Genomic DNA, 24,260 nt, shown 5'->3' on the forward strand with positions numbered 1-24,260 from the left:
GTTGGAAAATCCACCTTCGATCGGGAATGGTATTAATCCTTGTCGTTCCAGCGACCAGCTTAAAGTATGCTCAAATAAGGTACAAGGGTACCTGAGGCTGTCGAAGGATTTTTAAGTGTAATCTCAGTCACTTTGCGTTAGCTTAGGAGCAGGCACAAGCTGGGAGCGATACAGATGAAGAAACACAAGAATGAAGCGGCTCTGTTGAAACTGGCGTTGGAGATAGGTTTGGGATACTCGCTCAAGCGTGGCTTTGCCCCGCTTGGGGACAAGGTGCCGGAGAAAGAGAAAGTCGAGTGCGTCTATCGTCTCTTGGTGCAGGATAAACTGATAGGGCCATTGCCATCGGACAAGGAAGATGGCCCCAATATGAAACATAGGTTGGTAATGTGGATCAGCGGCAAGTTGCCCAAGGAGCATCCACTGCTACAGTAGCCGCAGCACTCAGGACTACGGCGGTTCGATTCGGTTACGGCCATTGAGCTTGGCCTGATACAGGCGCTCATCGGCCTGACGATACAGCTGGCGCAGCTCAGGCTTTAGCCTGGAGCTCGGCTCTGGTGACAAGGCTATGCCAATACTGACGCTTAGGCCCTGTGCTGTGGCCAAGTCCAGGGGCAGAGACTCAGCCGCCGCTCTGACAGACTCTGCCAGCCTCTGCGCCTCGGCCATGTCCGCCACCGGCAGCAAGAGACAAAACTCTTCACCGCCGACGCGAAAAACATGCTCAGGGGATGGCACAAACTCCTGCAGTAGCCGCGCCAACTGCTGCAACACCCTGTCGCCGGCATCGTGGCCCAAATTGTCGTTAATCTGCTTGAAATGATCGACATCCACCAGCAAGAGTGCCAAACGCCCTGTTATCTGTTGCTGCAGTAGATTGAATACCGGTTCCAGATGCAAGCGGTTGTAGACAGAGGTCAGTGGATCCAGCGCCGCCATCAGTTGCAAACGTTCAACCATTTCGGCCCGCTTGCTCTCAAACACATGACTCATGATCCACAAAGTAGACAGACACAGACCCACATTGATGAATAGGGAAAAATGCAGCTCCGACTCCAGCATAACCAGCCGCAGCAGCAATAAACTCATACCGCCAAAGATAAATACCGCGTTGAAACCCACGCCCCAACGTTTACCCAGCAGCAGGTAAGAAAGCAGCGGAAAGATAAATAACCAGCTATAGAGAATTGAGCTCAAGCGCGCCTGCCAAATTCCCAGCAGCACGATGAAAAAGAGCAAAGACAGAAAGCATAACGACCACTCTTTCAGCCTGGAGGTTGTGGGCAAACGGTAGAGCAACAACAGACAGAAACCGGCCATGGCCAGTTCCATCAAAGACAGTAATGGCAACCCCATATACCAGTTAAAGCCACTGAACAGCACCCCGAGGCAAAAAATAGTCCATGCACTGACTTTGAGCGCAACCCGACGGTACTCGGATTCGTCCGTCCATATCTGGCTGAGATCCACAAGCTTCCCCTTGAATTAATCAGGCAAATACTAACCCAAAGGGCCAACAGGGCAAAACAAAGGAAGAGGTATTGGCGGGATAAAAGAAACCCGGCACGGGCCGGGTAACTTTAGACTGCTTTGGCTTTTTTGTGGAACATCAGCTTCCAAAAACTCTGGGACTTGGCTTTGGCAGGCTTGGCCTTATGTTCCTGAGTTTCAGTGGCGGTTTGCCACAGAGAGCTGACCCACAAACCTTGATAGGCTTTCATCGATTTTTCCTCTTTACTTGGGACGCTGATCAAATTAACGCCGCCATGACTATTAGTAAAATGAATTAATTCCATAGCGAGAATTCCAAATAAGCATGAACGTACCTATCAAGACCTTACACTGCTTTCTGACCCTGGTGGAAACCGGCAACTTTACCCGCGCCGCCGAGCAGCTGTACCTGACTCAGCCGACATTGAGCAAGATGATCCAACGTCTGGAGGAATCCCTGGATCAACAGCTCTTGATCCGCAGCAATCAGAAGGTAGAGCTCACTCAGGCCGGAGAGATATTCCATGCCAGCGCCTGCCAGATAATAGGTCAATGGCACAGAATGGAGCAGGACTTGAGTAACTTGAGTGGCCTCAAATCCGGCCACCTGCGCCTCGGGGTCTGCCCCATGATGAGCAGTCTGACCATAGATCTGTTGACCGAGTTTCGCCGCACCTATCCGGCGGTCGAGTTGCAGATGCATGAATACGGTGGTTTTGGTTGCGAGCAGGCACTGCTGGCCGACACTCTGGACATCGCCTTCACGGCGCTGCCGGCCACCCATGGAGAGCAGCTATCTTCATCGCCGCTGCAGGGTTATCCGCTGAAGGTCTGCCTGCCGGTAGGTCACCCACTGACCAGCAAGCAGGCGATAGAATGGCGGGATCTGGCCGAGTATCCTTTCATTCTCTACAACGAGGACTTTTCACTGGCAAAATTATTGACCCGCCTGAGCCGCGAGGCCGGGGTCACGTTGAATATCGCTTTTCGCAGTGGTCAATGGGACTTTCTCGGCGCAATGGTACAGGCCGGAATGGGGCTGGCGCTGCTGCCGGAGCCCATCTGCGACAAGCTCGGCGAGCAAACCCTCAGCTATCGGCCCATGGCGAGAGAAATCACCTGGCAGTTGGGGCTGATTTGGCGTAACAACCTACCCTTGACCCCGGCCGCCGAGGCCTTGGTTGCCCTCAGCCAAAAGGGCTTGTGAGCAGGCAAGCTATCAGCTTGTCTGTTCCTCATCGGTTGGGATCACCAGCACATTGCTGCGCACGCGCCGCAAGATCTGCTCGGCGGTATTGCCTATCACCCGTCCCATCAAGCCCTGGCGCTGACGAGCACCTATCACCAGATAGTCGCTCTTGAGCCTGCAGGACAACTGATACAGACAAAGAACCGGATCGCCGGCAATGATATGGATCTGTTCTTTGGGGAGCCCGGTCTGGTCCAGCATGGCCTGATGCTTACGCCAGGCCGACTTGACCATTTCATGCAGGTTGAGCACCTCGAGATCGCGGATCACCTTGGGTACCCGGATGATATGTGCCAGATGCAACTTGGCACCGCTGGCCTCGGCCAACTGGCGGCCATGTTGCAACACCAGTTGGTTGAGGCGCTGTTTTTGCTGGCTTCTGGCATCGAGATCCACCGCCATCAGAATACTTGACGCCTTCTTGATCGGATTGTCGCTGAGCAGCATCAAGGGCACCTTGGTACTGCGAATAAGATGCCAGTCGGTCGGCAGAAAGTGCTCGCTCTGGTGAACTGTTTTGACCACCATATCAAAACCATAGCGGCCGGCATGGTTGCTGACATGCTCGTAGAGATACTTGCTCCAGATGATATGCAGCGGTACATCTTCGGCATCCAACTCCTTGAGATGAGCCGACACCTCGGCTTGCTTCTCCTTCATCAGCCGCTGCTGGGCGGCCCCGGCAAGCCGTGGGCTATAATAATCATCACCGGAAAAATATTCGTAGCAATAAGCAAATACCTGTGGTTGCTTACCAAGTAGTTCCGCTACTTCCAGTCCCTTGGCAATCGCATCAGTGTTAGCCTCTTCATGTTGTTCGATGATAAAAAGCTTACCCATTTGTTTTCTCCGGATTTTTCTGGTAATCGGCTATTTTTTAGACTCTAATCTGATGCAGAATAAACCATACTGATCCCGATCAACAATTGCACCTATGGGGGATACTCAATGTCGATAGATAGCCTGTTGATCGCCTTGTTCCTGATCTTGCTGTTCTCCCGGGTGCTGGGAGAGTGCTGTAACCGTATCGGTTGGCCGCCGGTGGTGGGGGAAATAGGTGCAGGCTTGTTGCTGGGCCCTTCAGTGCTGGGCTGGCTCGAACCGACCCAGGTGCTGGCTAATATCGCTGAACTCGGGGTGATACTGTTGCTGTTTTCCATCGGCGCCGAAACCTCGATAAAACGCCTCTACAGCGCCGGGCGCCAGGTGGCAGCAGTGGCCATTATCGGCATAGTGGTGCCGCTGCTGCTCACCGGCCTGGCCGCCTTTTACTGGCTGGAGCTGTCGCTGTTTGCCGCCCTCTTCTACGGCTGTACCCTGACGGCTACCAGCATAGGCATCTCCCTCAGGGTGCTAAGCGACAGTGGTCAGCAACAATCCAGTGCCGGTCATTTGATTCTGGGAGCGGCGGTATTCGACGATATTGCCGGGGTAATACTGCTCAGTTTGCTGTTCAACTTTGCCAGCGAAGGCCAGTTGGCACCGCTGGCAATTATCAAACTCTGTGGCTTACTGCTGCTGTTTCTGCTGCTGGCGCCGCCTCTTGGCAGAATACTGGTCTATCTGCTGCGGGTATTCAGCTACCAGTCCCAGACACCCGGCTATGAAGCCGTGGTTATGCTGACACTGATCTGCCTGTTTGCCTGGCTGGCACACCTTTTCGGCGCTCCGGCACTGCTCGGCGGTTTTGCCGCCGGTTTGGCGCTATCAAGGCAGTTTATCTGGCCCTGGCAGAAGTATCTGCAAAACCCCTTTCCCTTTACCCACAAGCTGGAAAAATCGATGCAACCGCTGACCGATGTGTTCGCGCCTGTGTTCTTTGTCTATGTGGGGATAAGCCTCGACTTGAGCCAGTTGAACCTCAGCCCCTACAGCCTGTTACTCTTGCTGGCGATGATACTGCTGGCATTTATCGGCAAGCTGGCGGCCGGTTTGGTGGTTAGCGGCACTTGGCGGCAAAAGCTGATAGTCGGCAGTGCCATGGTGCCCAGAGGTGAAGTCGGTTTGGTCTTTGCAGAAGTGGGGCGGCAGTTGGATATCATTCCGGCCAAGGTATTTACCGAATTGGTGTTGGTAATAGCCATCACCACCCTGCTCGGCCCCTTGCTGCTCAGACGCCTGTTGCCCAAGGAGGGCGAAGCATAAAAAGCCGCGCCATATGAGGCGCGGCATTTTATGCTTCCAGATAACTTCAGCTTACCGGCTCAGTTACCTTTCAACTCTGTCTCGAGGAAGTCGGTCAGCGAACGGTACAGATGGGTGCGCACCTTATCCCCCCGCATCGAGTGCTTGGAGCCGGGGTAATCTATCATGCGGAACAACTTGCCTTCATCCTGCAGCGCCTTGTATACCCGGGTGCTATTCTCGAACAATACATTGTCATCGGCCATGCCGTGATACATCAGCAAGCCTGAACGATACTTGCTCACATAGGGGAAGACACTGCTGGCCTCGTAGCCCTTGGCGTTGTCGTCAGGATGGCCGAGGTAGCGTTCGGTGTAGTGGGTGTCGTACAGGGCCCAGTCGGTTACAGGGGCGCCACTGATGGCCGCCTTGAAGTAGTCGGGCGCCTTGAACAGGCTCATCAGCGCCATATAGCCGCCATAGCTGTGGCCATAGATGGCAATGCTGTCGGCCTTGACCCAGGGAAGGGTGCGCAGGAAATCGACACCTGTCTTCTGATCTTCCACTTCGGCTTCACCAAGATGGCGGTAGATTACCTGCTCGAAGGCCGTGCCTCTATGCGCCGAGCCCCGGTTATCCAGCTGGAACACGGCAAAGCCCTGCTGCAACAGATATTGGGTGTAGTAATCCTGCTCACTCCAGCTATTGACCACCAACTGGGCGTGAGGCCCACCGTATACCCGCACCACCACGGGGTATTTGGCCTGACTATCGAAATTCACCGGCTTGAACAGGCGGTATTGCAGCACCTTGCCATCTTTGGCCTTGAGGGTGCCAAACTCGGGCAACTGCCACAGCCCGGCATAGTCATACAGAGGGTGTCCGGCCTTGACGGCGTTCTCTTCCACCCAAGCCAGATGCTCACCGCTTTGGTTGTGCAGACTCACCTGGGGAGGCTGCGACAGGCTGTTAAAGTAGTCGAGGTAAACAGATTCCTTGTCGGCAAACACGGCGTTATGCATGCCGCCACGCCGGCTGATCCGCTCTATCTCACCGCCATTGAGGCTGACCCGATACAGATGGCGCTCGACCACACTGTCTTTACGGCCACTGAAATAAACCCAGCCCTGCTTTTCATCTAGGTGTTCTATCTCATCGACCGCCCATTTCCCCTGAGTCAGTTGCCGTTTGACCTTACCCTTGTCATCAAACAGGTAGATATGGTTGAAGCCATCACGCTCGGATGCCCAGATAAAGCCGGGCTGCTGCTTGAGAAAATAGAGGTCGTGGTTGAGGTTAACCCAGGCATCGCTGCGCTCGGAAACCAGAGTCACGGCGCCTTTGCCCTCGCGGCTGTCTACCTGGCGCAGATCCAACTGCTGCTGACTGCGATTCTGCCACTGGAACGACAAGTGCTTGCTGTCCGGCAGCCATTTCACCCGCGGCAGATAGATATCTTTCTCACTGCCGAGATCCATCCATTGGGTCTTCCCGGACGCCAGCGATACTACCCCCAGGGCAATCTCGACATTGGGCTTGCCGGCATAGGGATAACGCTGCTCGGTCAGCTTGATGCCATCGGCATAGATCTCATTGCGGGTCACCAGCTCCACGCCCGACTCATCGATGCGGGTATAGGCGATGGCCGATTCATCCGGTGCCCACCAGTAACCTGTCATACGGTCCATCTCTTCCTGAGCCACAAACTCGGCCATGGCGTTCTTGATGGCCCCGCCACCATCCTGGGTCAGCGCAGTGAGCTTATGGTCTTTCAGCTTGAGAACATAGAGGTTTTGTTCGGCTACAAAGGAGACAAAATTGCCCTTAGGCGACAGTTTGGCATCTGTAGCAAAGGCATCCCCTGTCGGCAGCAGAGTCACCTTGGCATCGGCCAGGCTGAAGTAGTAGAGCTTGCCGGCCGCCGGGATCAGCAGTGCCTGACTGTCGTCGGCCCAGAAGTATTCCATGATCCCCTGGCCATACACTCGCTGCCGCTCGCGGCGGGCCTTCTCTTCATCGGAAAGTTCACCGGCTTCGAGCCTGGAGGCGTCCAGCAGCAAACTGACCTGGCCGGTGGCGACATCCATCTGCCAAAGATCGTAGAAATACTGATTGTCTTTACGGCCCGCCAGGTAAGTAACCCGCTTGCCGTCGGGAGACAGTTTCAGCCCTCGGGGACTGGCACCGGCCAGTGCCGGTGAAGAATAGAGACGCTCAACCGTCAAAGGGGTTTTGCCACCCTCCAGAGCGAAAGACTGGCCGGAGGCCAGTGTCAAAGGTATTGCCATAAGCGCCGAAGCCATCCAAGTTTTTTTCATTATTATTTCCGGAATTGTAGGATACAGGGGCTTTGGCATCCGGCCACAGCCCAAAAAACAGCCCTCATTCTGCCCCAATTGACAAGGGATCGGCAAACCCGTGCAATTGGCCGCTGAAATATCGCCGGTTCTCGGTTATGATCCTGTCCCAGAAAAAGCTCAGACCTCTTTTAAGGAAACAAGATGCAGACTCTGGCCCAAACCCTCAAACAGCAGGCTGTCAGCCCAGCCTTGTCCCAATTGCTCCTCACTCTGGCCCAAAGCTCAGTCGCCATCAGTCAGGCGGTAAGACACGGTGCACTGGCCGGTGTACTGGGCGCCACCACCCAGGAAAACGTTCAGGGTGAAACCCAAAAGAAACTGGATGTGATCACCAACGAAATGCTCAAAGATGCCCTCAAGGCCGAAAGCACAGTGCGCGCCCTGGCATCGGAAGAGGAAGATCATATTGTTGAAGTCGGTGACAGCGGTGAATTTCTGGTGTGTTTCGACCCACTGGATGGCTCTTCCAACATAGACATCAACTCACTGGTGGGCACCATTTTTTCTGTACTGCCGGCACCCGAGGGGGAGATCAGCGAGCAGAGTTTCCTGCAAAAAGGCAGCGAGCAACTGGCGGCTGCCTATGTGCTCTATGGCCCATCGACCATGCTGGCCCTGACCACAGGCCAAGGGGTACAACTCTTTACCCTGAACCCGGACAGCGGCGAGTATCTGTTGACCAATGAAGCAGTGAACATTCCCAAAGACACCGCCGAGTTCGCCATCAATATGTCCAACCAGAGATTCTGGGAAGCACCGATGCAGACCTATATCGCCGATCTGCTGCTCGGTAAAATAGGCCCGAGAGAGAAGTCGTTCAATATGCGCTGGATTGCCGCCATGGTGGGCGATGTGCACAGAGTATTGAGCCGCGGCGGCATCTTTACCTACCCAACTGACAACAAGAACCCGAATAAGCCCTACAAGCTGAGACTGATGTACGAAGCCAACCCTATGGCACTGCTGGTTGAACAGGCCGGCGGCAAGGCCAGCACAGGTTATCAGCGCATTCTCGACATCCAACCGGAGCAAATTCACCAGCGGGTAGCTGTCATCCTGGGTTCGGCCAATGAAGTCGATGCCTGCCTCGAGTACCATCAGCAGGATTACAGCGGCGAGCCTGAACTCTAAACGCCGCTTGGGGCTGCCGTGGTCGGCAGCCTTGAATTGGCGGTATGGGCCAGGGCCTAAGACAGATAGCCTTAGATGAACTGTTGGCAATTAGTCTTAAGACCGCGGCCTTTCATTGGCAAGCCGTCAAATCGCGCTATAATACGCGCCACACTGAACTTCAGGCCGGACCTGAAATAGATTTATACACAGTCTAAGGATACTTCCATGAGCTTAAATGCAGTGCCTGCGGGCAAATCCCTGCCAGATGACATCTACGTGATCATCGAAATCCCACAAAACCACGACCCTATCAAGTATGAAGTGGACAAGGACACAGGTGCCTTGTTTGTGGATCGCATGATGACTGCGCCTATGTTTTATCCTTGCAACTACGGCTATGTGAACCAAACTCTGAGCCTGGATGGTGATCCGGTAGACGTACTGGTTCCTACTCAGTACCCACTGCAGCCAGGCAGCGTTATCCGTTGTCGTCCAGTTGGCGTACTGAAAATGACCGACGAGTCAGGTGAAGATGCCAAGATTGTTGCCGTACCACACGAGAAGATCTCCAAAGAATACGGTCATATCCAGGATGTGAACGATCTGCCTGAGCTGCTGAAAGCCCAGATCAAACAGTTTTTCGAACACTACAAGGATCTGGAATCCGGCAAGTGGGTTAAAGTTGATGGCTGGGAAGATGCCGAAGCCGCCCGCGCCGAAATCCTGTCAAGCGCCGAGCGTTACAAAGGCTAAGTGGCCCTGTAACCCGAGGATAAGCATAAAAGCCAGCCAACTGCTGGCTTTTTTATTGGCATTTCACAGCTTCAAGTGCATGGGTTTAAGTGCATAGGTTTAAGTTGGTTACCAGGAAGAATACCCCGCCTATCAAGGCTCGCTGCTCCCGAGTCATCAGCCCTATTCCATCCAGCTTTGATCCAATTGATAGCCATTAGTGAAAACCGTCTCTCAGGGCCAAACTTCCAGACTACAGGCAATGAGTTTCAAACAGGATAAATAGACAAAAGCCATATACAGTACGGCATGTAAACCTAAAGTCATACAAATGAGAAGTTACCAGCAAACGAAACAATAATAATTACCCAAAAAACAACCTCTGCTATAAAATCGCCAAGCTTTTGACAAAAGTACTTAATTTGACGCCGTTAGTTAACCTTTCCAAGAGACACTATGAATAAGTTGCTGCTGTCTGCACCTCTGCTAAGCGCGTTGGCTTTGATGGCATTTCATTGCCGAGGTGATGTAGAACATTTCCACCAGATATCCTTCCATCAGGATGCGACTCAACTGCAGATACAGTGCTCAGTGCAACAACCCCAGCCGAGATTGATAGTGAGGGTGCCTCAGTCTTATGCCTATAGTCAGGATCCCAGTGTCTTGGTGTTAAGAACCGCCGATGGTGAGATCCTGCAACTGGCCAGCGTGAGCTCGTTGACGACACTCACCACCCAGGCCCGCGCCGATGAAGATCTCTGGGCCGAACTGACCTCGCTCCACAGTGAGCCAATTTCGCTTGAAGTTATCTCGTTTCGCTCCGGTGGCTCTTTCTCATCGGCTATCCAGATGAGTGATTTCCAAACCAGTCTGGCACAGCTCAAATCCAACTGTCAGCCATAAAAGAAATCCGGCCAGTGGCCGGATTTCTTTATCAGGTGTTAACCGCCTCTGTCTGATGTACCTTCTCTGTTTGGTCCACTATGGTAAGCACTGCAGCGTCGCCCACCACATTGCAGGAAGTCAGCACCATATCTATGATTCTGTCCAGCGCCGCCACTATCGCAAAAGCTTCCACGGGTAAGCCCAGTTGATGGATTAATACACCTATCATCACCATACCGCCGCCGGGAACCCCGCCGGCGCCCACCGACAGCAGAAAGATACTGAATATCAGAGTTGGCAGCTGTTCACTGGAGATAGGCTGACCAAAGGCGTTGGCGACAAAGAAGATGGCGATAGTGATATAAATCGACACGCCGCCCATATTCATGGTGGCACCCAGAGGCACGCCAAACCCTGCCACTGCTTTGTTAACCCCGAGCTTTTCGGTCAAGGTTCGCATGGTCACCGGGATGGTGGCATTGGAGCTGGCAGTCGACAGAGAGAAAAGGATCTGCTCTTGGGTCTTGGCACGAAAACTCTTGGCACTGACCGGGGTGAACACAGCCACAGCCAGAGGATAAACAATGAAAATCCACAGCAGCAGCATGGTTAGAATAATCGCCATATAACCCAGCACACTGAGAAAGACTTTGGCTTCCAGGGTGGCACCCAGTTTGAACATCAGCGCAAACACACCAAATGGCGCCAACTGCATCACAGTCATAATGAGCTTCATCATGATCCTATTGGCGACCTGAAAGCCTCTGACAGCTGAGCTGCCGGCTTCATCCAGCGACTTGATAACTCCGCCCAGCAGCAGCGCCATAAAGATCACCTGCAACATGTTGCCCGACATAAAGGCATCGACAGGATTGCTTGGCACTATGCCGACAATCAGGCTCATCAAATTGGGCAGTTCAGTCGCGGTAATGGCCACATCCGTGCCACCACTCATATCAACCCCGACACCGGGATGCAGCAATAGTGACACACACACCGCCGCCAGGATGGCGACCAGAGTGTTGATGATATAGAAGCTGAAGGTCTTGCCGCCCAAGCGGCCGAAGCTCTTGAGATCCTGCAACTCGCAGACACCACAGACTATGCTGACAAACACCAGCGGCATCACCAGCATCATGATCATATTGACAAACATGGTGCCTGCCGCGGTGGCTACCTCGACCAGGGTACCGGAAAAGAAGCCGATATGGCCCAGCCCATATTGCACCACAGAGCCCAACAACAGGCCGCTGAACAGACCCATAAAGATCCGTCCGGAAAGAGATTTGAGTATCGCCATTGTACGTTCCAATTCGGCATCGTTCCTGATGCACAACTGTCTTCCCTGTTCGCTCTGGGAAGGGATAGTGAAACATGCTACTCAAAAATTCAATGACAAAATGATCAAAACTCGCCTCGGTAACATGCAATAACTGTCAAGCAAAGTGACTAAGATATTGTTTTCAAAAAACCTTTAATCAACCCAAATAAATTCACCCAAGAATGGCGTGTTTACAAAACTACAAATAACAAACAAATAGGAAACAAACACAAAATACTTTACAGTGAATAACTCCAAAAAACCACATAAAGCAGCATTAAAAGCCAATAAATATAGAAATAGCAGTGAGCTGATTAACCAAGCCACTATTTTACTGCAGATCCTGCTTGTTAATTTCGCCATCAAACCGGCATTTCCTGCCTGCACAGCTTCAGGCACAAAAGCAGCCACAGAGCAAACCACGCATAAAAATACGAGATAAACAGCGAAGGAGGAAACCACAAATACGGGACAGGGGAAGCATAAGTGCGCTATCGGAAAAGATAGTCATCTAGCTAAAAAATGGACAAAAAAAAGCCGGTGGGGCGCACCGGCAAATCAAGCAACATATTACCTGAGAGGCTCAGGAAAAACGCCTGACGATGCAGGCGGTCACCACAAGAAAAGGCCATCGGGTGATGGATAGACTCAAAAACGGCAGTAACCCTTGTGGCCAGGTCACCTACTTGAATCAAATTCGGTTAAATCAAACAAAAATCAACGCAAATAAGGGCGCGCCGAGCACCATGGCAATGCCGGTAAAGATCATCGTCAAGCTGGCAATCACGCCTTCCTGCTGACCAAACTCACTGGCTTTGGCGGCGCCGGCCCCATGGGCAGAAGCACCGAGTGCCACCCCTTTCCCAAGAGATGTTTTTATCCTCGCCAACTTAAACAGCGGCTCACACACCAGCATGCCTATCACGCCGGTGAGCAACACCAACATGGCGGTTAATTCCGGCACGCCACCGAAGGCACCAGTGGCCTCCATGGCAAATGGAGTCGACACAGAGCGTACCAGTACGCTGTGGCTAAGTTCACTGGGCAGAGGCACCAACTTGACCAACAGCCAGGATGACACCAGGCCCAACATGAGTCCGGCCATGACCCCAAGGCTAATGGTGATCGGATAACGGCGGATTAACTTGCGCTCGCGGTAAATAGGTACAGCGAAAGCTATGGTCGCCGGAGCCAGTAATGCCATCAGCCAATGGGTGTACTCAAAATAGGTCGGCAAAGGGATCGCCAACAGCAGCACCACAGCCAGCACGGCCAAAGGTGCCAAAAATATCGGTGCCAACCACCAGCTACGATGCCTGCGATATAGAGCCTTGGCGCCGTAATAACAGATAAGAGTGATCAGCAGACTCAAGAGAGCAAGCAAGGTATGAGACATAGAGTTACCCTTGCACTCCATGTTTGGCCAGTTGGCGTTTCAGATTGAGGCGCCGCTCGAAGCGAAACACCCTATCCACCACGAAACCGGTTCCCAGCAATACCGAAGCGCTGCCGAGCACCAGGGTCAGCATAATATTGAAACCATATTCCTCCAGCAGGGTTTCATACTTGAGTACTGAAATCACGGGTGGAATAAAAAACAGCAAGAGATCGCCAATCAACCAGGCCGCTCCCAGTTGCAACGCCTTTTCCGGTATAAGCTTGAGCCCGAGCGCCAACAACACTACCAGCATCCCAAGTACACTGCCGGGAATGGGAGAATGCAAAGCGGCGGCCAAGGCATGAGTGGCCCATGCCAGCAAACAGATAGCCGCAATTTGCAGCAAGGTCGCGCTTATGTGTTTGCCTTGGAGCCAAATGACTTTGGCCACTCTGTGAGGAGAAGCCGGGCGTTTGCTGAGGGAGTGCATATCTTTACCGAATAACTTAACTGGGGTTTATTCTAGGCTTGCAATATCAATAAAAAAAATGAATATTAAGCATAGTTTGCATTCCATAGAGTTATTCAATTGGATCTGAAAGTTGTTCGCTACTTTATTGAGATAGTGGATGCCGGCGGATTTGCCAAAGCGGCGGAAAAGATCCACCTGACCCAACCTGCGCTGTCCAAGTCTATTCGCCAGTTGGAACAGGATCTGGATCTTGTGCTCTTGGAAAGGGGCAAACGCGGCAGCCAGTTACGTCCCACAGCAGCCGGAGAGGTCGTCTACCGTCACGGCCAGGAACTATTGAATGTACGTCGCAACATGCTCAGAGAGCTGGCGGCGCAGCGCAGTCTCAACTCGGGTGAACTGCATCTGGGACTGGCCCCCCTCGGCAGTGCCGAACTCTTTGCTCCTGTCATCGCTCGCTTTCGCAGCCGTTATCCCAAGGTGCAGATGCATCTCTTGGTTCGCGGCGGCGTAGAGCAAACCGCTGCCCTCAAGAAGGGGGAAATCGAGCTGGCAACCGGGATCATCTCCTTTGAGGATGAGTTTGATGGCATCAGGATCCGCCGCGACCCAATGGTGGTGGTATTGCCAAGACAACATCCTTTGGCCAATAGCCAAGAGCTGACCCTCAAGGCATTGGCAGATATTCCACAGATACTGTTCGAACCCGAATATGCCCTGCATGAGCTGGTGATAAATGCCTGTCAGAGAGCCGGCTTCAGCCCCAAAGATGTAACTCGGGTAAGTCATCCCGACTTTGGTATCGCTCTGGTGGCAGCAGGCACAGGTGCCATGATACTGCCAAGCTTTATTGCCGAGCGCCACGCGGTGGCCGGGGTGATCAGTATTCCTCTGGCCGCCTCCGATCTGATCTGGGAGCTGTCGCTGTTCTGGCGCCGGGGGCAACCACTGTCTTTTGCCGCCCAGGCCATGGTCGAGCTGGTCAGACAACGGCTGGCGCTGAGCTGAAATCCCGACGCTTCAAGTGCTGCAGCCGAGTTAATTTTCGCCAACCGAGTCACAGCGTACCGTTACAGCAGTACAAACTCATTGACACCCTCTTTTCGCGCCGCTAAGGTGAATCACACTTTTCCGGGCCCAATGGGCCCGGGGTTCATTTACACAACCCGAGGTTCGCAATGCGGCCAATACACAAGCTTTATCTCTATCCCAAGCCACAGTGGCTTTGATGGGGATAATGACCTGAACTTCCCTCTCCTGTGAGCCATTGTGGCTTTGTTGTCAGGTTTCGTTACCGGTTATCCGGCTCTCTTGGGGCCCCCCAAACCAAAACCCTGGGGACCCAGTACGAAAATGCTTGTTGAGAATGTAATAAAATGAAGAACAACAAAACCTTCGGTAGCATGCTGATCATTGCAGGCACCACGATAGGCGCCGGGATGCTGGCGCTGCCGCTGGCTTCTGCCGGCCTGGGTTTCGGGGTCGCCTCGATACTGATGCTACTGCTCTGGGGATTGATGAGCTACACAGCGCTGTTAATGCTGGAAGTGCATCAACATGCCCCGGCTCATGCCACTCTGCACACCTTGGCGCACAAGTTGCTCGGCCGTAAGGGGCAGTTGCTGGCCAGCCTGGCGATGATGTTCCTGCTGTACGCCCTGTGCGCCGCCTATATTGCCGGTGGTGGTGCCCAGCTCAACGATAAATTGGTTCGCTATGCGGATTTAACACTTCCCCCCCAGGTGGGTGCCATTGGCTTTGCCCTGTTGATAGCCCTGGTGGTCGCCATAGGCACCCACTCGGTCGATATGATTAACCGGGTGTTATTTGCCTTGAAGATCATTGCCCTGGTCATCATGTTGGCGCTGCTGTTGCCCCACGCCCAAGGCGGATACCTGCTGGAGCTGCCGTTGCAGCAAGGTTTGGTCATCTCTGCCCTGCCGGTAATCTTCACCTCTTTTGGGTTTCACGGCTCTATCCCCTCTGTGGTGCGCTATGTGGGGTTGGATATCAAGGCGCTGAAGAAGATCATGATTGTCGGCTCGGCCCTGCCACTGCTGGTTTACCTGCTTTGGCAACTGGCCAGTCAGGGCGCCTTGAGCCAGAGTGAATTGATGGCCTCCAAGGAGCTCCCCAAATTCATCAATGGCTTGGGGCAACTGCTGCATAACCCCATGATAGGCCAGACTGTATCCATATTTGCCGACCTGGCACTGGCCACCTCCTTCCTGGGTGTCAGCCTGGGGCTATTTGATTTTATGGGCGATATTCTGCGCCGCAACGACAGTGCCGGCCACAGGCTGCAAACGGCGGCCATCACCTTCCTGCCTCCGCTGGGATTTGCCCTCTTCTACCCTCAGGGATTTATGGCCGCCCTGGGCTATGCCTCGATAGCTTTGGTGATACTGGCAGTATTCCTGCCCGTCGCCATGGTCTGGAAGCAAAGGAGCCAGCCAATGTCCGAGGGCAGCTACCGGGTTGGCGGCGGTAAAGCGGCACTCATGCTGGCTGCGCTGTGCGGGGTGGTGATTATTCTCAGCCAACTGCTGCAAATGGCCGGGATACTGACCAAGGTAGGCTAACAAGGGATTGTATGGAGTCGGCAAACTGGCCGCCATCCATTCTTAAAGTAAAACGCAGCTCTCGGGCTGCGTTTTACTTTGGTTCATCCTTCAGTTTATCGGTTCCAACGATACTCTGAAGCGACTGGCTGACAGCTGGGAAAAAACCAGGTCAAACCCTTCCGGGATCTCTTGCTCACTGATGACGACTCGCTGATCCAGCTGCTGTTCCAGGGCCTGTTGGCGCCGCTGCTGCCTTTGCTGCATTGCGCTCCTGCCACTGATAAAACTGGCGCCGCCAAGCAAGACTCCAACCAGCGCCAGCAGATTAGCCACCATGGGATTGCCTATTTGCAGCGCACTGGCGTCATCCAGCAGCCACCAGAGAATGGAGGCACTCAGCAGTAATACCCCAAAGGCCAACCTGGCTATCGCGCTCGGCGCATTGTCTATCGGCAATACCAATTGGATATCGGCGGGTAAGTCTGCAAGGGTTACTGTCTGGGGTAACGGCTCGTCCTGCGCTGAGGCACTCTGGGGATCGGGCATAAATCATCCTTAATTTGAATGGAATGGGCTGAAACACGCGGGTCGGCTTCAACCCAATTTAACGACATCTTGTCCTTATGTCTGTGGTTACTGCCGTTCACAACGGCCGGTTCATTATACGCAAGCATCAAGAAGCGTCGCAAACTCAATGTGTTATCAATTTGAACTCTGCTGGAAATCTGTGCATTTTGTGGCGGCAACAGCGCCTGTTGTACACACTTGGCAAACTTGACCCCGATAGTGACGGCAGACACAATAGCGCCGGAGACTCATTTGACGGAGCACGTGGTGAGCGGTCAGCAACAGATACCAGAGCTGAAATTGGGACTGGCCATGTGGTCCCATAACCAGTGGCAGCAAAGCCTTTATGGAAAGGGGACGCCTCAAGCCGAGCGTCTGGCGCGCTACGCCGAGGTTTTCAATACGGTGGAGGGCAACACCAGCTTTTATGCCACCCCGTCAGCAAACAGCGTCAGTAACTGGCGCGATGCCGTGGGTGAGGACTTTCGCTTTACCTTTAAACTGCCACAGGAGATCACTCACAAGTTGCAACTGAGGCACTGTGACGATGAACTCAGGCAGTTCCTGCAGGTGATGTCGCCACTGTTTGCCAAGACAGGTCTGTGGAAGATTCAGTTGCCCGGCTATTTTGGCCCAGAAGCCCTTGGGGCACTGGACGCCTTTCTTGGCAAACTGCCAACCGAGTTGCCTCTTGGGGTTGAGGTGCGCCACCCGGCCTTCTTTGCCAAAGGGGAAGCCGAGCGTCAACTCAACCGCTTGCTGCTGCAGCGCTCGGTCAACCGCATCATAATGGACACCCGACCGGTATTTGCCGCACCGCCAAACAGTGCCGCCGTCATCGATGCCCATGAAAAGAAACCCAAAGTACCGGTACATGCCATAGCCACCGGCCGCTATCCCACAGTGCGCTTTATCGGCCACCCTGAGCTTGAGGCCAATCAGGGCTTCTTCAAGCCTTGGCTGGACAAGCTATGCCAATGGCTGGAGGAGGAGCGCCAACCCTATCTGTTCATCCACACCCCGGATAATGCCCAAGCACCCGAGCTGGCCATAAGCCTGCAGCGTCTGCTGAGCACTCGCTGGCAAGCCAAACACGGCCAACCTCTTCAGGCGTTTCAGCTGGTTGAACAGGCTGACTCCCAAAACCAACAGCTGGGTCTGGCACTGTGACCGGCACAAGCTATTTATCCGCGAGGTCCTTATGCTGAGTTGTCTGGCGATAGAAAATTACCGCTCGTTACGTGAAGTGGTGTTGCCGCTGGAGCGCCTGAACCTGGTGACAGGCAGCAACGGGAGCGGCAAGTCCAATCTCTACAAGGCGTTGAGACTGCTGGCGCAAACAGCTGATGGTGGCGTGGTCAAGGCACTGGCAAAAGAAGGCGGCCTGGAGTCCAGTTTCTGGGCCGGTCCGGAAAAGTTCAGTCGCGATATGTTGGCAGGTACGGCCAACATAGAAGGAACCGTGCGCCACCAGAGCAAACGTCTTAAATTGGGTTTTGCCGCCGATGACTTTAGTTATCTCATCGAGCTTGGACTCCCCAAACCTGACTCTACGACGCTATTTGGCCTGGATCCCCAAATCAAACGCGAAGCCATCTGGTGCGGCTCCCTCTATCGGCCTGCCTCTGTGTTGGTCGAGCGCCGCGGTGCCCTGGTGAAAAGACGCGGGGAGCATGGCTGGCAACTACTGGACAACCATCTCCATCTCGGCGACAGCATGCTCAGCCAACTGGCCGATCCTGAACGCAGCCCAGAGATCCTCACCCTCAGGGATAGAATTCGAGCCTGGCGTTTCTACGATCATTTCCGCAGCGATCAACAAGCACCGGCCCGTCGAGCGCAACTGGCGACCCTGACCCCAGTGCTGCACCATGATGGTCGCGATCTGGTATCGGCGATTCAAACTATTTTCGAGATAGGTGATGCCGAAGCCTTCCATCATGCGATCAAAGATGCCTTTCCCGGTGCCACTATCAGCATAGTGGCCACGGGTGCCGGCATGCTGCAACTGGCATTTCACCAACAAGGCCTGCTAAGACCCCTGTCGCTGAGTGAATTGTCGGACGGTACCTTAAGGTACTTACTGTTGGTGGCAGCCTTACTGACTCCCAGACCACCGGAATTAATGGTGCTTAACGAGCCTGAAACCAGCCTGCACCCTGATCTCTTGCCCGCGCTGGCGCGTTTAATCATCAAGGCCTCTTCTGTGTGTCAGCTCTGGATAGTGTCACACGCCGCAAGATTAATCCATGCGCTGGAAACCCAGGGAGACTGCAACACATTACAGCTGGATAAACAGCTGGGGGCCACTTGTGTCCAGGGGCAAGATTTGCTCTCAACTCCGCCGTGGCGCTGGCACAATAACTAGCCCGCGATTGCGGGCTAAGGTGAGTAACTCGAATCCTTACTTCCTGGCACCGATCGGGATCATTATGTGGGCATAGGGCGTGCCCTTCCACATCACATAGGGCCCACCTTGAGCCGGGTCGGTCGGCAAACTGTCGAGCATGGCAGGATCCGGCAGCAGAATCATCAGGTGCGGCCCTTCGACTATCCATTGATTATCCGCGGTTTCCATTTCGGCATAAGGGTCGATATTGCTGGCCCCACCATCACCGGCCAGCATGTAGGAAATACCTATCGCTTTGGCTTGAAATGGTTTTTTCTCCATCCAGGCGTGTGCCCATTCCATCCAGGGACCATCCATACACATGGGAGCCGTTCCCTTGAGCTGTGGCGGAGTTGGAAAGCAGGTGTAGCTGCCATCACCTTGTTGCAGCACATTCTTGTTCCAATCAACAACGGTAACACTGGCACGTATGGTGGGCGGAGCGGCATTCAGGGCGTCATCCAACATAATCTGCTGTGCTTCAGTGAGTGCGGCATGGGTGGCACTGGCGAAGGAAGACAGGGTCAAAGTCAAAATTAGAGCTGAAGTTTTCATCAAATCAGCCTCCAGGTTGAACTCGGATACAACAACACCGAGATCTCCAGTATAGTTTCTGCAGAAAAAATCGATTTTGCCCCGTAAATTCAATATATTGGACTAAGATAAAACCAAAACCCCATGAGGAGACAAAATGTTTTCTCTGTCCCAGACCTTATCTATCTTCGCCGCTTTACCGGATCCGGTATTTATTCTGACCCGCAGTGGCCGCTATGCCGCGGTACTGGGAGGTTCCGACAGTCGCTACTATCACGACGGCACAACCTTGATAGGGCAATACATCTCCCAGGTCATCCAGCAGCCCAAGTGCGAATGGTTTCTGAGCCAGATTGCGCAAGCCTTGCTGAGCCGCCGTCTCTGGGTGGTGGAATACAGTCTTGGCGGCAACGACGTCAAGGGACTCACAGAGCAAGGCCCCGCAGAGCCCATCTGGTTTGAAGGTCGGGTACAGGCGCTGGATTTTCAAATAGAGGGTGAAGATGCCGTGGTATGGGTCGCCAGCAATATTACCCGCCGCCATCAATTGGAGCAGGAGCTCAGGGAAAGATGCGAGCGCGATCCGCTCACTCAGCTCTACAACCGCCGTAAGTTGCTCAAACTGCTGACAGAAAACCTAACCCTGTTTCAGCGTTACCGAACCCCGACCAGCATATTGATCTTCGATCTCGATAACCTCAAGAAGCTCAACGACAGCTCTGGCCATCTGATGGGCGACAAGGCGATAGTCACCCTGGGTGAGGTCTGCCTGGCCAGCCTCAGAACTCAGGATATCGCCTCCCGTTACGGCGGCGATGAATTTGTCATTCTTATGCCCCACACTGCTGCCGAGCAGGCATTACCCATAGCCGAGCGCCTACGAAGCGAGTGTGCCCGGCGCCTCAGAGCCTTGGGGATTGCCGCTGAATGCGCCAGTATCAGCGGCGGCCTCAGCGAATTTCAGTGCAGTGATACCGATATAGATGCCGTGGTTTCCAGGGCCGATGGCGCCCTTTACCAAGCCAAAGCACAGGGCCGCAATCGGATTGTGTTGGCCAAGGGGCCAGAGTGCACTGAATCCCCCTAAAAAACACGGGCAAACAAAAAGCCGGCACTTGGCCGGCTTCTTCATTGCATAGACTCGTCTAATTCGAGCGACTGAACTTAAGCCTGTGGGCGCATGGCCGGGAACAGGATCACGTCACGAATGGTGTGAGTGTTGGTAAACAACATCACCAGACGGTCGATACCTATGCCCTGACCAGCTGTCGGTGGCAGGCCGTGCTCCAGCGCCGTGATATAGTCTGCGTCATAGAACATGGCTTCATCGTCACCGGCATCTTTGGCTTCAACCTGAGCCTTGAAGCGGTTGTCCTGATCTTCGGCGTCGTTAAGCTCGCTGAAGCCGTTAGCCACTTCACGACCACCGATGAAGAACTCGAAGCGGTCGGTGATGAAGTCGTTGTCATCGTTGCGACGAGCCAGTGGCGAGATGTCCGCTGGGTAGCCGGTGATGAAGGTAGGCTGCATCAGTTTAGGCTCGGCAGTTTCACCAAAGATCTCTTCCAGCAGTTGACCACAGGTCCAGAAAGATTCGATTTCCAGCCCTACGTCTTTGGCCAGCTTACGCATAAACTCAAGATCCTTGACCTCTTCATAGGTCATGGCCTGAATCGTGGCGTTGTCTGGGTTGTAGTGCTGAATCGCTTCCAGCATGCTCATGCGGGCGTAAGGGCCGCCAAAGTCTATGCTGTGCTCGCCGTAAGGCAGCTTGGTGTCACCCAGCAGATCCTGAGCGATGGAAGAAAGCATCTCTTCGGTGAGATCCATCAGATCGCGGTAATCTGCGTAGGCCATATAGAATTCCATCATGGTGAATTCTGGGTTATGGCGTGGCGACAGACCTTCGTTACGGAAGTTACGGTTGATTTCGAACACTCGTTCAAAACCACCGACAACCAGACGCTTGAGGTACAGCTCAGGCGCAATACGCAGATACATGTCGATATCCAGCGCATTGTGGTGAGTGATAAATGGACGCGCGGATGCACCACCCGGGATGACATGCATCATAGGGGTTTCCACTTCCATAAACTCTTTTTTCACCATAAAGTTACGTATGGCTGAAACCACTTTGGAGCGCATGACGAAGGCGTCACGGGAATCCTGGTTGACGATCAGGTCAACATAACGCTGACGGTAACGGGTTTCCTGATCGGTCAGACCATGGAATTTCTCAGGCAGCGGGCGCAGCGCCTTGGTCAGCAGCTGATACTCCTCCATATTAACGTACAGGTCGCCCTTACCGGACAGGTGCAGAGTGCCTTTAACACCAACTATGTCGCCGATATCCAGGCCCTGATAGCGTTCTTTCAGATCAGCCTGTACTTCTTTGCCGGCATAGGCCTGAATGCGGCCGGATACGTCCTGCAGAACCAGGAAGGGGCCGCGCTTGGCCATGATCCGACCGGCAATGGCGGTCTTGAAGCCCAGAGACTCGAGTTCTTCTTTGCTCTTATCGGCGAACTGCGCCTGCAGCTCGGCAGCCTTGTGGCTACGACGGAAAGTGTTAGGGTGACCATTGGCCGGGCAGCCCTGGCGTACATGTTCCAGCTTGGCGCGACGTTCCGCGATCAGCTTGTTCTCATCCAATACTTGTTCAGTCATTTTCCGCTTCTTCTCTGTTACAGCCCGGACTTCAGGCTGGCTTCAATAAATCTGTCCAGATCACCGTCTAACACGGCCTGGGTATTACGGGTTTCCACCCCGGTGCGCAGATCCTTGATGCGGGAATCATCCAGCACGTAGGAGCGGATCTGACTGCCCCAGCCGATATCCGACTTGGCATCTTCCGCCGCCTGCTTCTCGGCGTTCTGCTTTTGCATCTCCAACTCAAACAGCTTGGCTTTCAGCTGTTTCATTGCCGTGTCTTTGTTCTTGTGCTGTGAACGGTCGTTCTGGCACTGCACCACGGTATTGGTCGGAAGGTGGGTAATACGCACCGCAGATTCGGTTCTGTTAACGTGCTGACCACCGGCACCCGAGGCGCGGTACACGTCGATACGCAGATCGGCCGGATTGATGTCGATCTCGATGGAGTCGTCAATCTCAGGGTAAACAAACACAGAACAGAATGAAGTATGGCGACGGCCACCCGAGTCAAAGGGCGACTTACGTACCAGACGATGCACGCCGGTTTCGGTTCTCAGCCAGCCATAGGCATATTCACCGCTGAACTTGATGGTGGCACTCTTGATACCGGCCACATCACCGTCTGAGACTTCGATAAGTTCAGGGTTGAAGTCATGTTCTTCACCCCAGCGCAGATACATGCGCAGCACCATGTTGGCCCAGTCCTGTGCTTCGGTACCGCCGGAGCCGGACTGAATGTCCAGATAGCAGTCGGAAGCGTCTTGTGGGCCCGAGAACATACGGCGGAATTCCAGCTCTTCCAGACGCTTTTCCAGATCGCCCAGTTCACTGTTGGCATCATTGAAGGTTTCTTCATCTTCCTCTTCAATGGCCAATTCCAGCAGCCCCTCGACATCTTCGAGGCCCGCATCCATATCGTCTATGGTCTTAACCACAACTTCCAGCGCCGAGCGCTCTTTACCCAGGGCCTGAGCACGCTCTGGCTCATTCCATACTTCGGAGCTTTCCAGCTCGCGGCTTACTTCTTCCAGACGCTCTTTCTTGGCGTCATAGTCAAAGATACCCCCTAAGGAGCATAGTGCGGTCGGCAAGCTCCTTGATTTTGTTTTTTACCGGATTGACTTCAAACATGCGATTTCAACTTTCTTTGGTGTTAAGGACGTATGCAAACGAGGGATTTTAACCCAAGCAGCCGCTGAAACCTATGCCACAGCGGGCAGAAGCTTGATTTTTTTTCGCCGGCGCCGTATTCCGCGTCTGTTCCGATAAAGCATCTGACACACTCTAGCCAATTCCGCGGTGAAAAAACTGTGACAAAAAATCAAATATGCCAACTCAATCAGTAAATAAACCAGACGAGCATGCCGATCAGCAGCTTTCAATGACAGGCTATACTTGCAACCATGGAGCAGAAAAATTGCTGTTATCAGGAAGACGAGGGCTTTTGCTGTGAGGAACCGGCCGGTGAGTCAGGCCTCTGTTACTGGCACGACCCGAGAATCGTCAAAAACCACCCCGAAGACAGGGCCAGGCTCGAAGCCTTCGCCCGCGGCGGCGGCATGCTCAGAGGCATCTGCCTCAAGGGTGCTGAACTGGCCGGTATCGATCTGGTAAAACATCACTCCAAAACCGGCTATGACATGAGCTATGCCGAGCTGTATCGGGCCAACCTTCAAGGCGCCCACATGTTCAATCTGACTCTGGATAACACCAGCCTGATGAAGGCCGACCTGCGTGACGCCAACCTGCACTGCGCCAAGCTCAACAACTGCAATCTGCTGGGAGCCAAATGGAATGGTGCCCGCATCGAGAATATCTACACTGGCAAGCTATTGCGTCAGGAACGCATGGCACTGCAGGCAGAAAGAGTCGGTGAACGTGAAATCGCCCGCGACTACTTTGAACAGGCCGAAGAGATCTACCGGGATCTGCGCAAGGCGGCCGAGCGTGAAGGCCTGTTTGCCATGGCCGGCCTCTACATTCGCCGCGAGCTCACCATGCGGCGCCATCTGCTACCCAAATGGAGCGGCAGAAGGATGTTATCCAAGTTGATCGATCTCTTCTGCGGTTATGGCGAAGACCCGCTCAGGGTGGTGATTTTCTCGCTGGCTTTGGTGTTTGTCTGTGCCTTCATCTACTGTTTTACCGGCGTCAGTTATGATGGCCGGATCCATCAGTTTGCCCCGGGCCGCGCCATCACAGACTATCTGTCGCTGTTCGGCAACTGCCTGTATTACTCGGTGGTAACCTTCACAACCCTGGGATACGGCGACTTCACCCCTGTGGGTTTTTCCCGCGCCGTGGCCGCCATTGAAGCCTTCACCGGCAGTTTCACCATAGCCCTGTTTGTGGTGGTGTTTGTCAAGAAGATGACCCGCTGAGCCAGATCACACTGGCCAAAATCCATTTTTCAGATGAGTGCACAG

24 protein-coding genes are annotated in these 24,260 nt (G+C 53.8%); 12 read left to right on the forward strand and 12 right to left on the reverse strand.

The window, feature by feature from the left end; translation table 11 throughout:
* Nucleotides 1-174 precede the first annotated feature (174 nt).
* Entirely contained in the window at nucleotides 175-435 is a 261-nt protein-coding gene (locus ACMHXI_RS15555) for a DUF5062 family protein (protein ID WP_025008966.1), read from the forward strand.
* A 15-nt stretch (nucleotides 436-450) separates the two neighbouring features.
* Here the strand turns inward: ACMHXI_RS15555 and ACMHXI_RS15560 are convergent, their stop codons facing one another.
* Nucleotides 451-1,473, reverse strand: coding sequence for a GGDEF domain-containing protein (locus ACMHXI_RS15560; RefSeq protein WP_413735416.1), 1,023 nt, complete (start codon nucleotides 1,471-1,473; stop codon nucleotides 451-453).
* A gap of 110 nt (nucleotides 1,474-1,583) precedes the next feature.
* Nucleotides 1,584-1,724, reverse strand: coding sequence for a hypothetical protein (locus ACMHXI_RS15565; RefSeq protein WP_156018842.1), 141 nt, complete (start codon nucleotides 1,722-1,724; stop codon nucleotides 1,584-1,586).
* Nucleotides 1,725-1,819: 95 nt separating this feature from the next.
* Between ACMHXI_RS15565 and ACMHXI_RS15570 the strand changes: the two genes are divergently transcribed.
* Nucleotides 1,820-2,701, forward strand: coding sequence for a LysR family transcriptional regulator (locus ACMHXI_RS15570; protein ID WP_107005056.1), 882 nt, complete (start codon nucleotides 1,820-1,822; stop codon nucleotides 2,699-2,701).
* Between the two features lie 12 nt (nucleotides 2,702-2,713).
* Here ACMHXI_RS15570 and ACMHXI_RS15575 read toward each other — a convergent pair whose 3' ends face one another.
* Entirely contained in the window at nucleotides 2,714-3,583 is an 870-nt protein-coding gene (locus ACMHXI_RS15575) for a universal stress protein (protein WP_413735419.1), read from the reverse strand.
* A 108-nt stretch (nucleotides 3,584-3,691) separates the two neighbouring features.
* Here ACMHXI_RS15575 and ACMHXI_RS15580 point away from each other — a divergent pair, with 108 nt between their 5' ends.
* Entirely contained in the window at nucleotides 3,692-4,888 is a 1,197-nt protein-coding gene (locus tag ACMHXI_RS15580; protein ID WP_144191231.1) for a cation:proton antiporter, read from the forward strand.
* A 59-nt stretch (nucleotides 4,889-4,947) separates the two neighbouring features.
* On the opposite strand, the gene ACMHXI_RS15585 is transcribed toward ACMHXI_RS15580, so the two are convergent.
* The gene (locus ACMHXI_RS15585; RefSeq protein ID WP_190533202.1) at nucleotides 4,948-7,185 is read right to left on the reverse strand and encodes a S9 family peptidase; all 2,238 of its coding nucleotides are present in this window, start codon (nucleotides 7,183-7,185) and stop codon (nucleotides 4,948-4,950) included.
* 183 nt (nucleotides 7,186-7,368) lie between these two features.
* Between ACMHXI_RS15585 and ACMHXI_RS15590 the strand changes: the two genes are divergently transcribed.
* From ACMHXI_RS15590 to ACMHXI_RS15600, 3 genes are all read left to right on the forward strand, one after another.
* Nucleotides 7,369-8,358 (forward strand): class 1 fructose-bisphosphatase, encoded by a 990-nt coding sequence (locus tag ACMHXI_RS15590; RefSeq protein WP_219161241.1) that lies wholly within the window; start codon nucleotides 7,369-7,371, stop codon nucleotides 8,356-8,358.
* 207 nt (nucleotides 8,359-8,565) lie between these two features.
* Nucleotides 8,566-9,093, forward strand: coding sequence for an inorganic diphosphatase (ppa, locus tag ACMHXI_RS15595; protein ID WP_025008962.1), 528 nt, complete (start codon nucleotides 8,566-8,568; stop codon nucleotides 9,091-9,093).
* A 435-nt stretch (nucleotides 9,094-9,528) separates the two neighbouring features.
* Nucleotides 9,529-9,975, forward strand: coding sequence for a hypothetical protein (locus tag ACMHXI_RS15600; RefSeq protein WP_028779430.1), 447 nt, complete (start codon nucleotides 9,529-9,531; stop codon nucleotides 9,973-9,975).
* Between the two features lie 31 nt (nucleotides 9,976-10,006).
* Here the strand turns inward: ACMHXI_RS15600 and ACMHXI_RS15605 are convergent, their stop codons facing one another.
* From ACMHXI_RS15605 to ACMHXI_RS15620, 4 genes are all read right to left on the reverse strand, one after another.
* Nucleotides 10,007-11,251, reverse strand: a complete 1,245-nt coding sequence (locus ACMHXI_RS15605; RefSeq protein ID WP_413735445.1) for a dicarboxylate/amino acid:cation symporter — start codon at nucleotides 11,249-11,251, stop codon at nucleotides 10,007-10,009.
* A gap of 180 nt (nucleotides 11,252-11,431) precedes the next feature.
* On the reverse strand, nucleotides 11,432-11,689 hold the full coding sequence (locus tag ACMHXI_RS15610; RefSeq protein ID WP_413735422.1) for a hypothetical protein: 258 nt from the start codon (nucleotides 11,687-11,689) through the stop codon (nucleotides 11,432-11,434).
* Nucleotides 11,690-11,984: 295 nt separating this feature from the next.
* Entirely contained in the window at nucleotides 11,985-12,674 is a 690-nt protein-coding gene (locus ACMHXI_RS15615) for an LrgB family protein (protein ID WP_025008959.1), read from the reverse strand.
* 4 nt (nucleotides 12,675-12,678) lie between these two features.
* A complete protein-coding gene (locus tag ACMHXI_RS15620) occupies nucleotides 12,679-13,146 on the reverse strand; it encodes a CidA/LrgA family protein (RefSeq protein ID WP_025008958.1) in 468 nt (155 codons plus the stop codon).
* A gap of 99 nt (nucleotides 13,147-13,245) precedes the next feature.
* On the opposite strand from ACMHXI_RS15620, the gene ACMHXI_RS15625 reads away from it, so the two are divergent.
* Together ACMHXI_RS15625 and ACMHXI_RS15630 are read left to right on the forward strand one after the other, a co-directional pair.
* Complete coding sequence (locus ACMHXI_RS15625; protein ID WP_044735137.1) at nucleotides 13,246-14,136, forward strand: LysR family transcriptional regulator; 891 nt, start codon at nucleotides 13,246-13,248, stop codon at nucleotides 14,134-14,136.
* A gap of 368 nt (nucleotides 14,137-14,504) precedes the next feature.
* Nucleotides 14,505-15,710, forward strand: coding sequence for an aromatic amino acid transport family protein (locus tag ACMHXI_RS15630; RefSeq protein ID WP_028779434.1), 1,206 nt, complete (start codon nucleotides 14,505-14,507; stop codon nucleotides 15,708-15,710).
* Nucleotides 15,711-15,800: 90 nt separating this feature from the next.
* Here ACMHXI_RS15630 and ACMHXI_RS15635 read toward each other — a convergent pair whose 3' ends face one another.
* Nucleotides 15,801-16,238, reverse strand: a complete 438-nt coding sequence (locus tag ACMHXI_RS15635; protein WP_025008957.1) for a hypothetical protein — start codon at nucleotides 16,236-16,238, stop codon at nucleotides 15,801-15,803.
* 333 nt (nucleotides 16,239-16,571) lie between these two features.
* Between ACMHXI_RS15635 and ACMHXI_RS15640 the strand changes: the two genes are divergently transcribed.
* Entirely contained in the window at nucleotides 16,572-17,429 is an 858-nt protein-coding gene (locus tag ACMHXI_RS15640) for a DUF72 domain-containing protein (RefSeq protein ID WP_190535963.1), read from the forward strand.
* Nucleotides 17,430-17,460: 31 nt separating this feature from the next.
* Nucleotides 17,461-18,627, forward strand: a complete 1,167-nt coding sequence (locus tag ACMHXI_RS15645) for an AAA family ATPase (RefSeq protein ID WP_028779436.1) — start codon at nucleotides 17,461-17,463, stop codon at nucleotides 18,625-18,627.
* Between the two features lie 36 nt (nucleotides 18,628-18,663).
* Here the strand turns inward: ACMHXI_RS15645 and ACMHXI_RS15650 are convergent, their stop codons facing one another.
* Entirely contained in the window at nucleotides 18,664-19,203 is a 540-nt protein-coding gene (locus ACMHXI_RS15650) for a hypothetical protein (protein ID WP_028779437.1), read from the reverse strand.
* Nucleotides 19,204-19,339: 136 nt separating this feature from the next.
* Here ACMHXI_RS15650 and ACMHXI_RS15655 point away from each other — a divergent pair, with 136 nt between their 5' ends.
* On the forward strand, nucleotides 19,340-20,269 hold the full coding sequence (locus tag ACMHXI_RS15655) for a GGDEF domain-containing protein (protein ID WP_208185049.1): 930 nt from the start codon (nucleotides 19,340-19,342) through the stop codon (nucleotides 20,267-20,269).
* 77 nt (nucleotides 20,270-20,346) lie between these two features.
* Here ACMHXI_RS15655 and lysS read toward each other — a convergent pair whose 3' ends face one another.
* Nucleotides 20,347-21,849 carry a lysine--tRNA ligase gene (gene lysS / locus ACMHXI_RS15660; protein ID WP_028779438.1) on the reverse strand — a complete coding sequence of 501 codons (1,503 nt, stop codon included), beginning with the start codon at nucleotides 21,847-21,849 and terminating at the stop codon, nucleotides 20,347-20,349.
* A gap of 17 nt (nucleotides 21,850-21,866) precedes the next feature.
* A protein-coding gene (prfB, locus tag ACMHXI_RS15665) for a peptide chain release factor 2 (RefSeq protein ID WP_162173410.1) occupies nucleotides 21,867-22,965 on the reverse strand; the annotation gives its coding sequence in 2 pieces (ribosomal slippage) (nucleotides 21,867-22,889 and nucleotides 22,891-22,965; 1,098 coding nt in all).
* Nucleotides 22,966-23,237: 272 nt separating this feature from the next.
* Between prfB and ACMHXI_RS15670 the strand changes: the two genes are divergently transcribed.
* Nucleotides 23,238-24,215, forward strand: coding sequence for an ion channel (locus tag ACMHXI_RS15670; protein ID WP_107110799.1), 978 nt, complete (start codon nucleotides 23,238-23,240; stop codon nucleotides 24,213-24,215).
* Nucleotides 24,216-24,260: the final 45 nt, after the last annotated feature.

Origin of the sequence: Shewanella sp. BJSY2023SW005 (assembly GCF_047314585.1) — a bacterium.
GTDB classification, from domain to species: Bacteria; Pseudomonadota; Gammaproteobacteria; order Enterobacterales; family Shewanellaceae; genus Shewanella; species Shewanella algae.

Coding starts and splice junctions, on each gene's coding strand:
- ACMHXI_RS15555 (WP_025008966.1), top strand. CDS start 175: ATGAAGAAACACAAGAATGAAGCGGCTCTGTTGAAACTGGCGTTGGAG.
- ACMHXI_RS15565 (WP_156018842.1), bottom strand. CDS start 1,724: ATGAAAGCCTATCAAGGTTTGTGGGTCAGCTCTCTGTGGCAAACCGCC.
- ACMHXI_RS15570 (WP_107005056.1), top strand. CDS start 1,820: ATGAACGTACCTATCAAGACCTTACACTGCTTTCTGACCCTGGTGGAA.
- ACMHXI_RS15575 (WP_413735419.1), bottom strand. CDS start 3,583: ATGGGTAAGCTTTTTATCATCGAACAACATGAAGAGGCTAACACTGAT.
- ACMHXI_RS15580 (WP_144191231.1), top strand. CDS start 3,692: ATGTCGATAGATAGCCTGTTGATCGCCTTGTTCCTGATCTTGCTGTTC.
- ACMHXI_RS15585 (WP_190533202.1), bottom strand. CDS start 7,185: ATGAAAAAAACTTGGATGGCTTCGGCGCTTATGGCAATACCTTTGACA.
- ACMHXI_RS15590 (WP_219161241.1), top strand. CDS start 7,369: ATGCAGACTCTGGCCCAAACCCTCAAACAGCAGGCTGTCAGCCCAGCC.
- ppa (WP_025008962.1), top strand. CDS start 8,566: ATGAGCTTAAATGCAGTGCCTGCGGGCAAATCCCTGCCAGATGACATC.
- ACMHXI_RS15600 (WP_028779430.1), top strand. CDS start 9,529: ATGAATAAGTTGCTGCTGTCTGCACCTCTGCTAAGCGCGTTGGCTTTG.
- ACMHXI_RS15615 (WP_025008959.1), bottom strand. CDS start 12,674: ATGTCTCATACCTTGCTTGCTCTCTTGAGTCTGCTGATCACTCTTATC.
- ACMHXI_RS15620 (WP_025008958.1), bottom strand. CDS start 13,146: ATGCACTCCCTCAGCAAACGCCCGGCTTCTCCTCACAGAGTGGCCAAA.
- ACMHXI_RS15630 (WP_028779434.1), top strand. CDS start 14,505: ATGAAGAACAACAAAACCTTCGGTAGCATGCTGATCATTGCAGGCACC.
- ACMHXI_RS15635 (WP_025008957.1), bottom strand. CDS start 16,238: ATGCCCGATCCCCAGAGTGCCTCAGCGCAGGACGAGCCGTTACCCCAG.
- ACMHXI_RS15640 (WP_190535963.1), top strand. CDS start 16,572: ATGTGGTCCCATAACCAGTGGCAGCAAAGCCTTTATGGAAAGGGGACG.
- ACMHXI_RS15645 (WP_028779436.1), top strand. CDS start 17,461: ATGCTGAGTTGTCTGGCGATAGAAAATTACCGCTCGTTACGTGAAGTG.
- ACMHXI_RS15650 (WP_028779437.1), bottom strand. CDS start 19,203: ATGAAAACTTCAGCTCTAATTTTGACTTTGACCCTGTCTTCCTTCGCC.
- ACMHXI_RS15655 (WP_208185049.1), top strand. CDS start 19,340: ATGTTTTCTCTGTCCCAGACCTTATCTATCTTCGCCGCTTTACCGGAT.
- lysS (WP_028779438.1), bottom strand. CDS start 21,849: ATGACTGAACAAGTATTGGATGAGAACAAGCTGATCGCGGAACGTCGC.
- ACMHXI_RS15670 (WP_107110799.1), top strand. CDS start 23,238: ATGGAGCAGAAAAATTGCTGTTATCAGGAAGACGAGGGCTTTTGCTGT.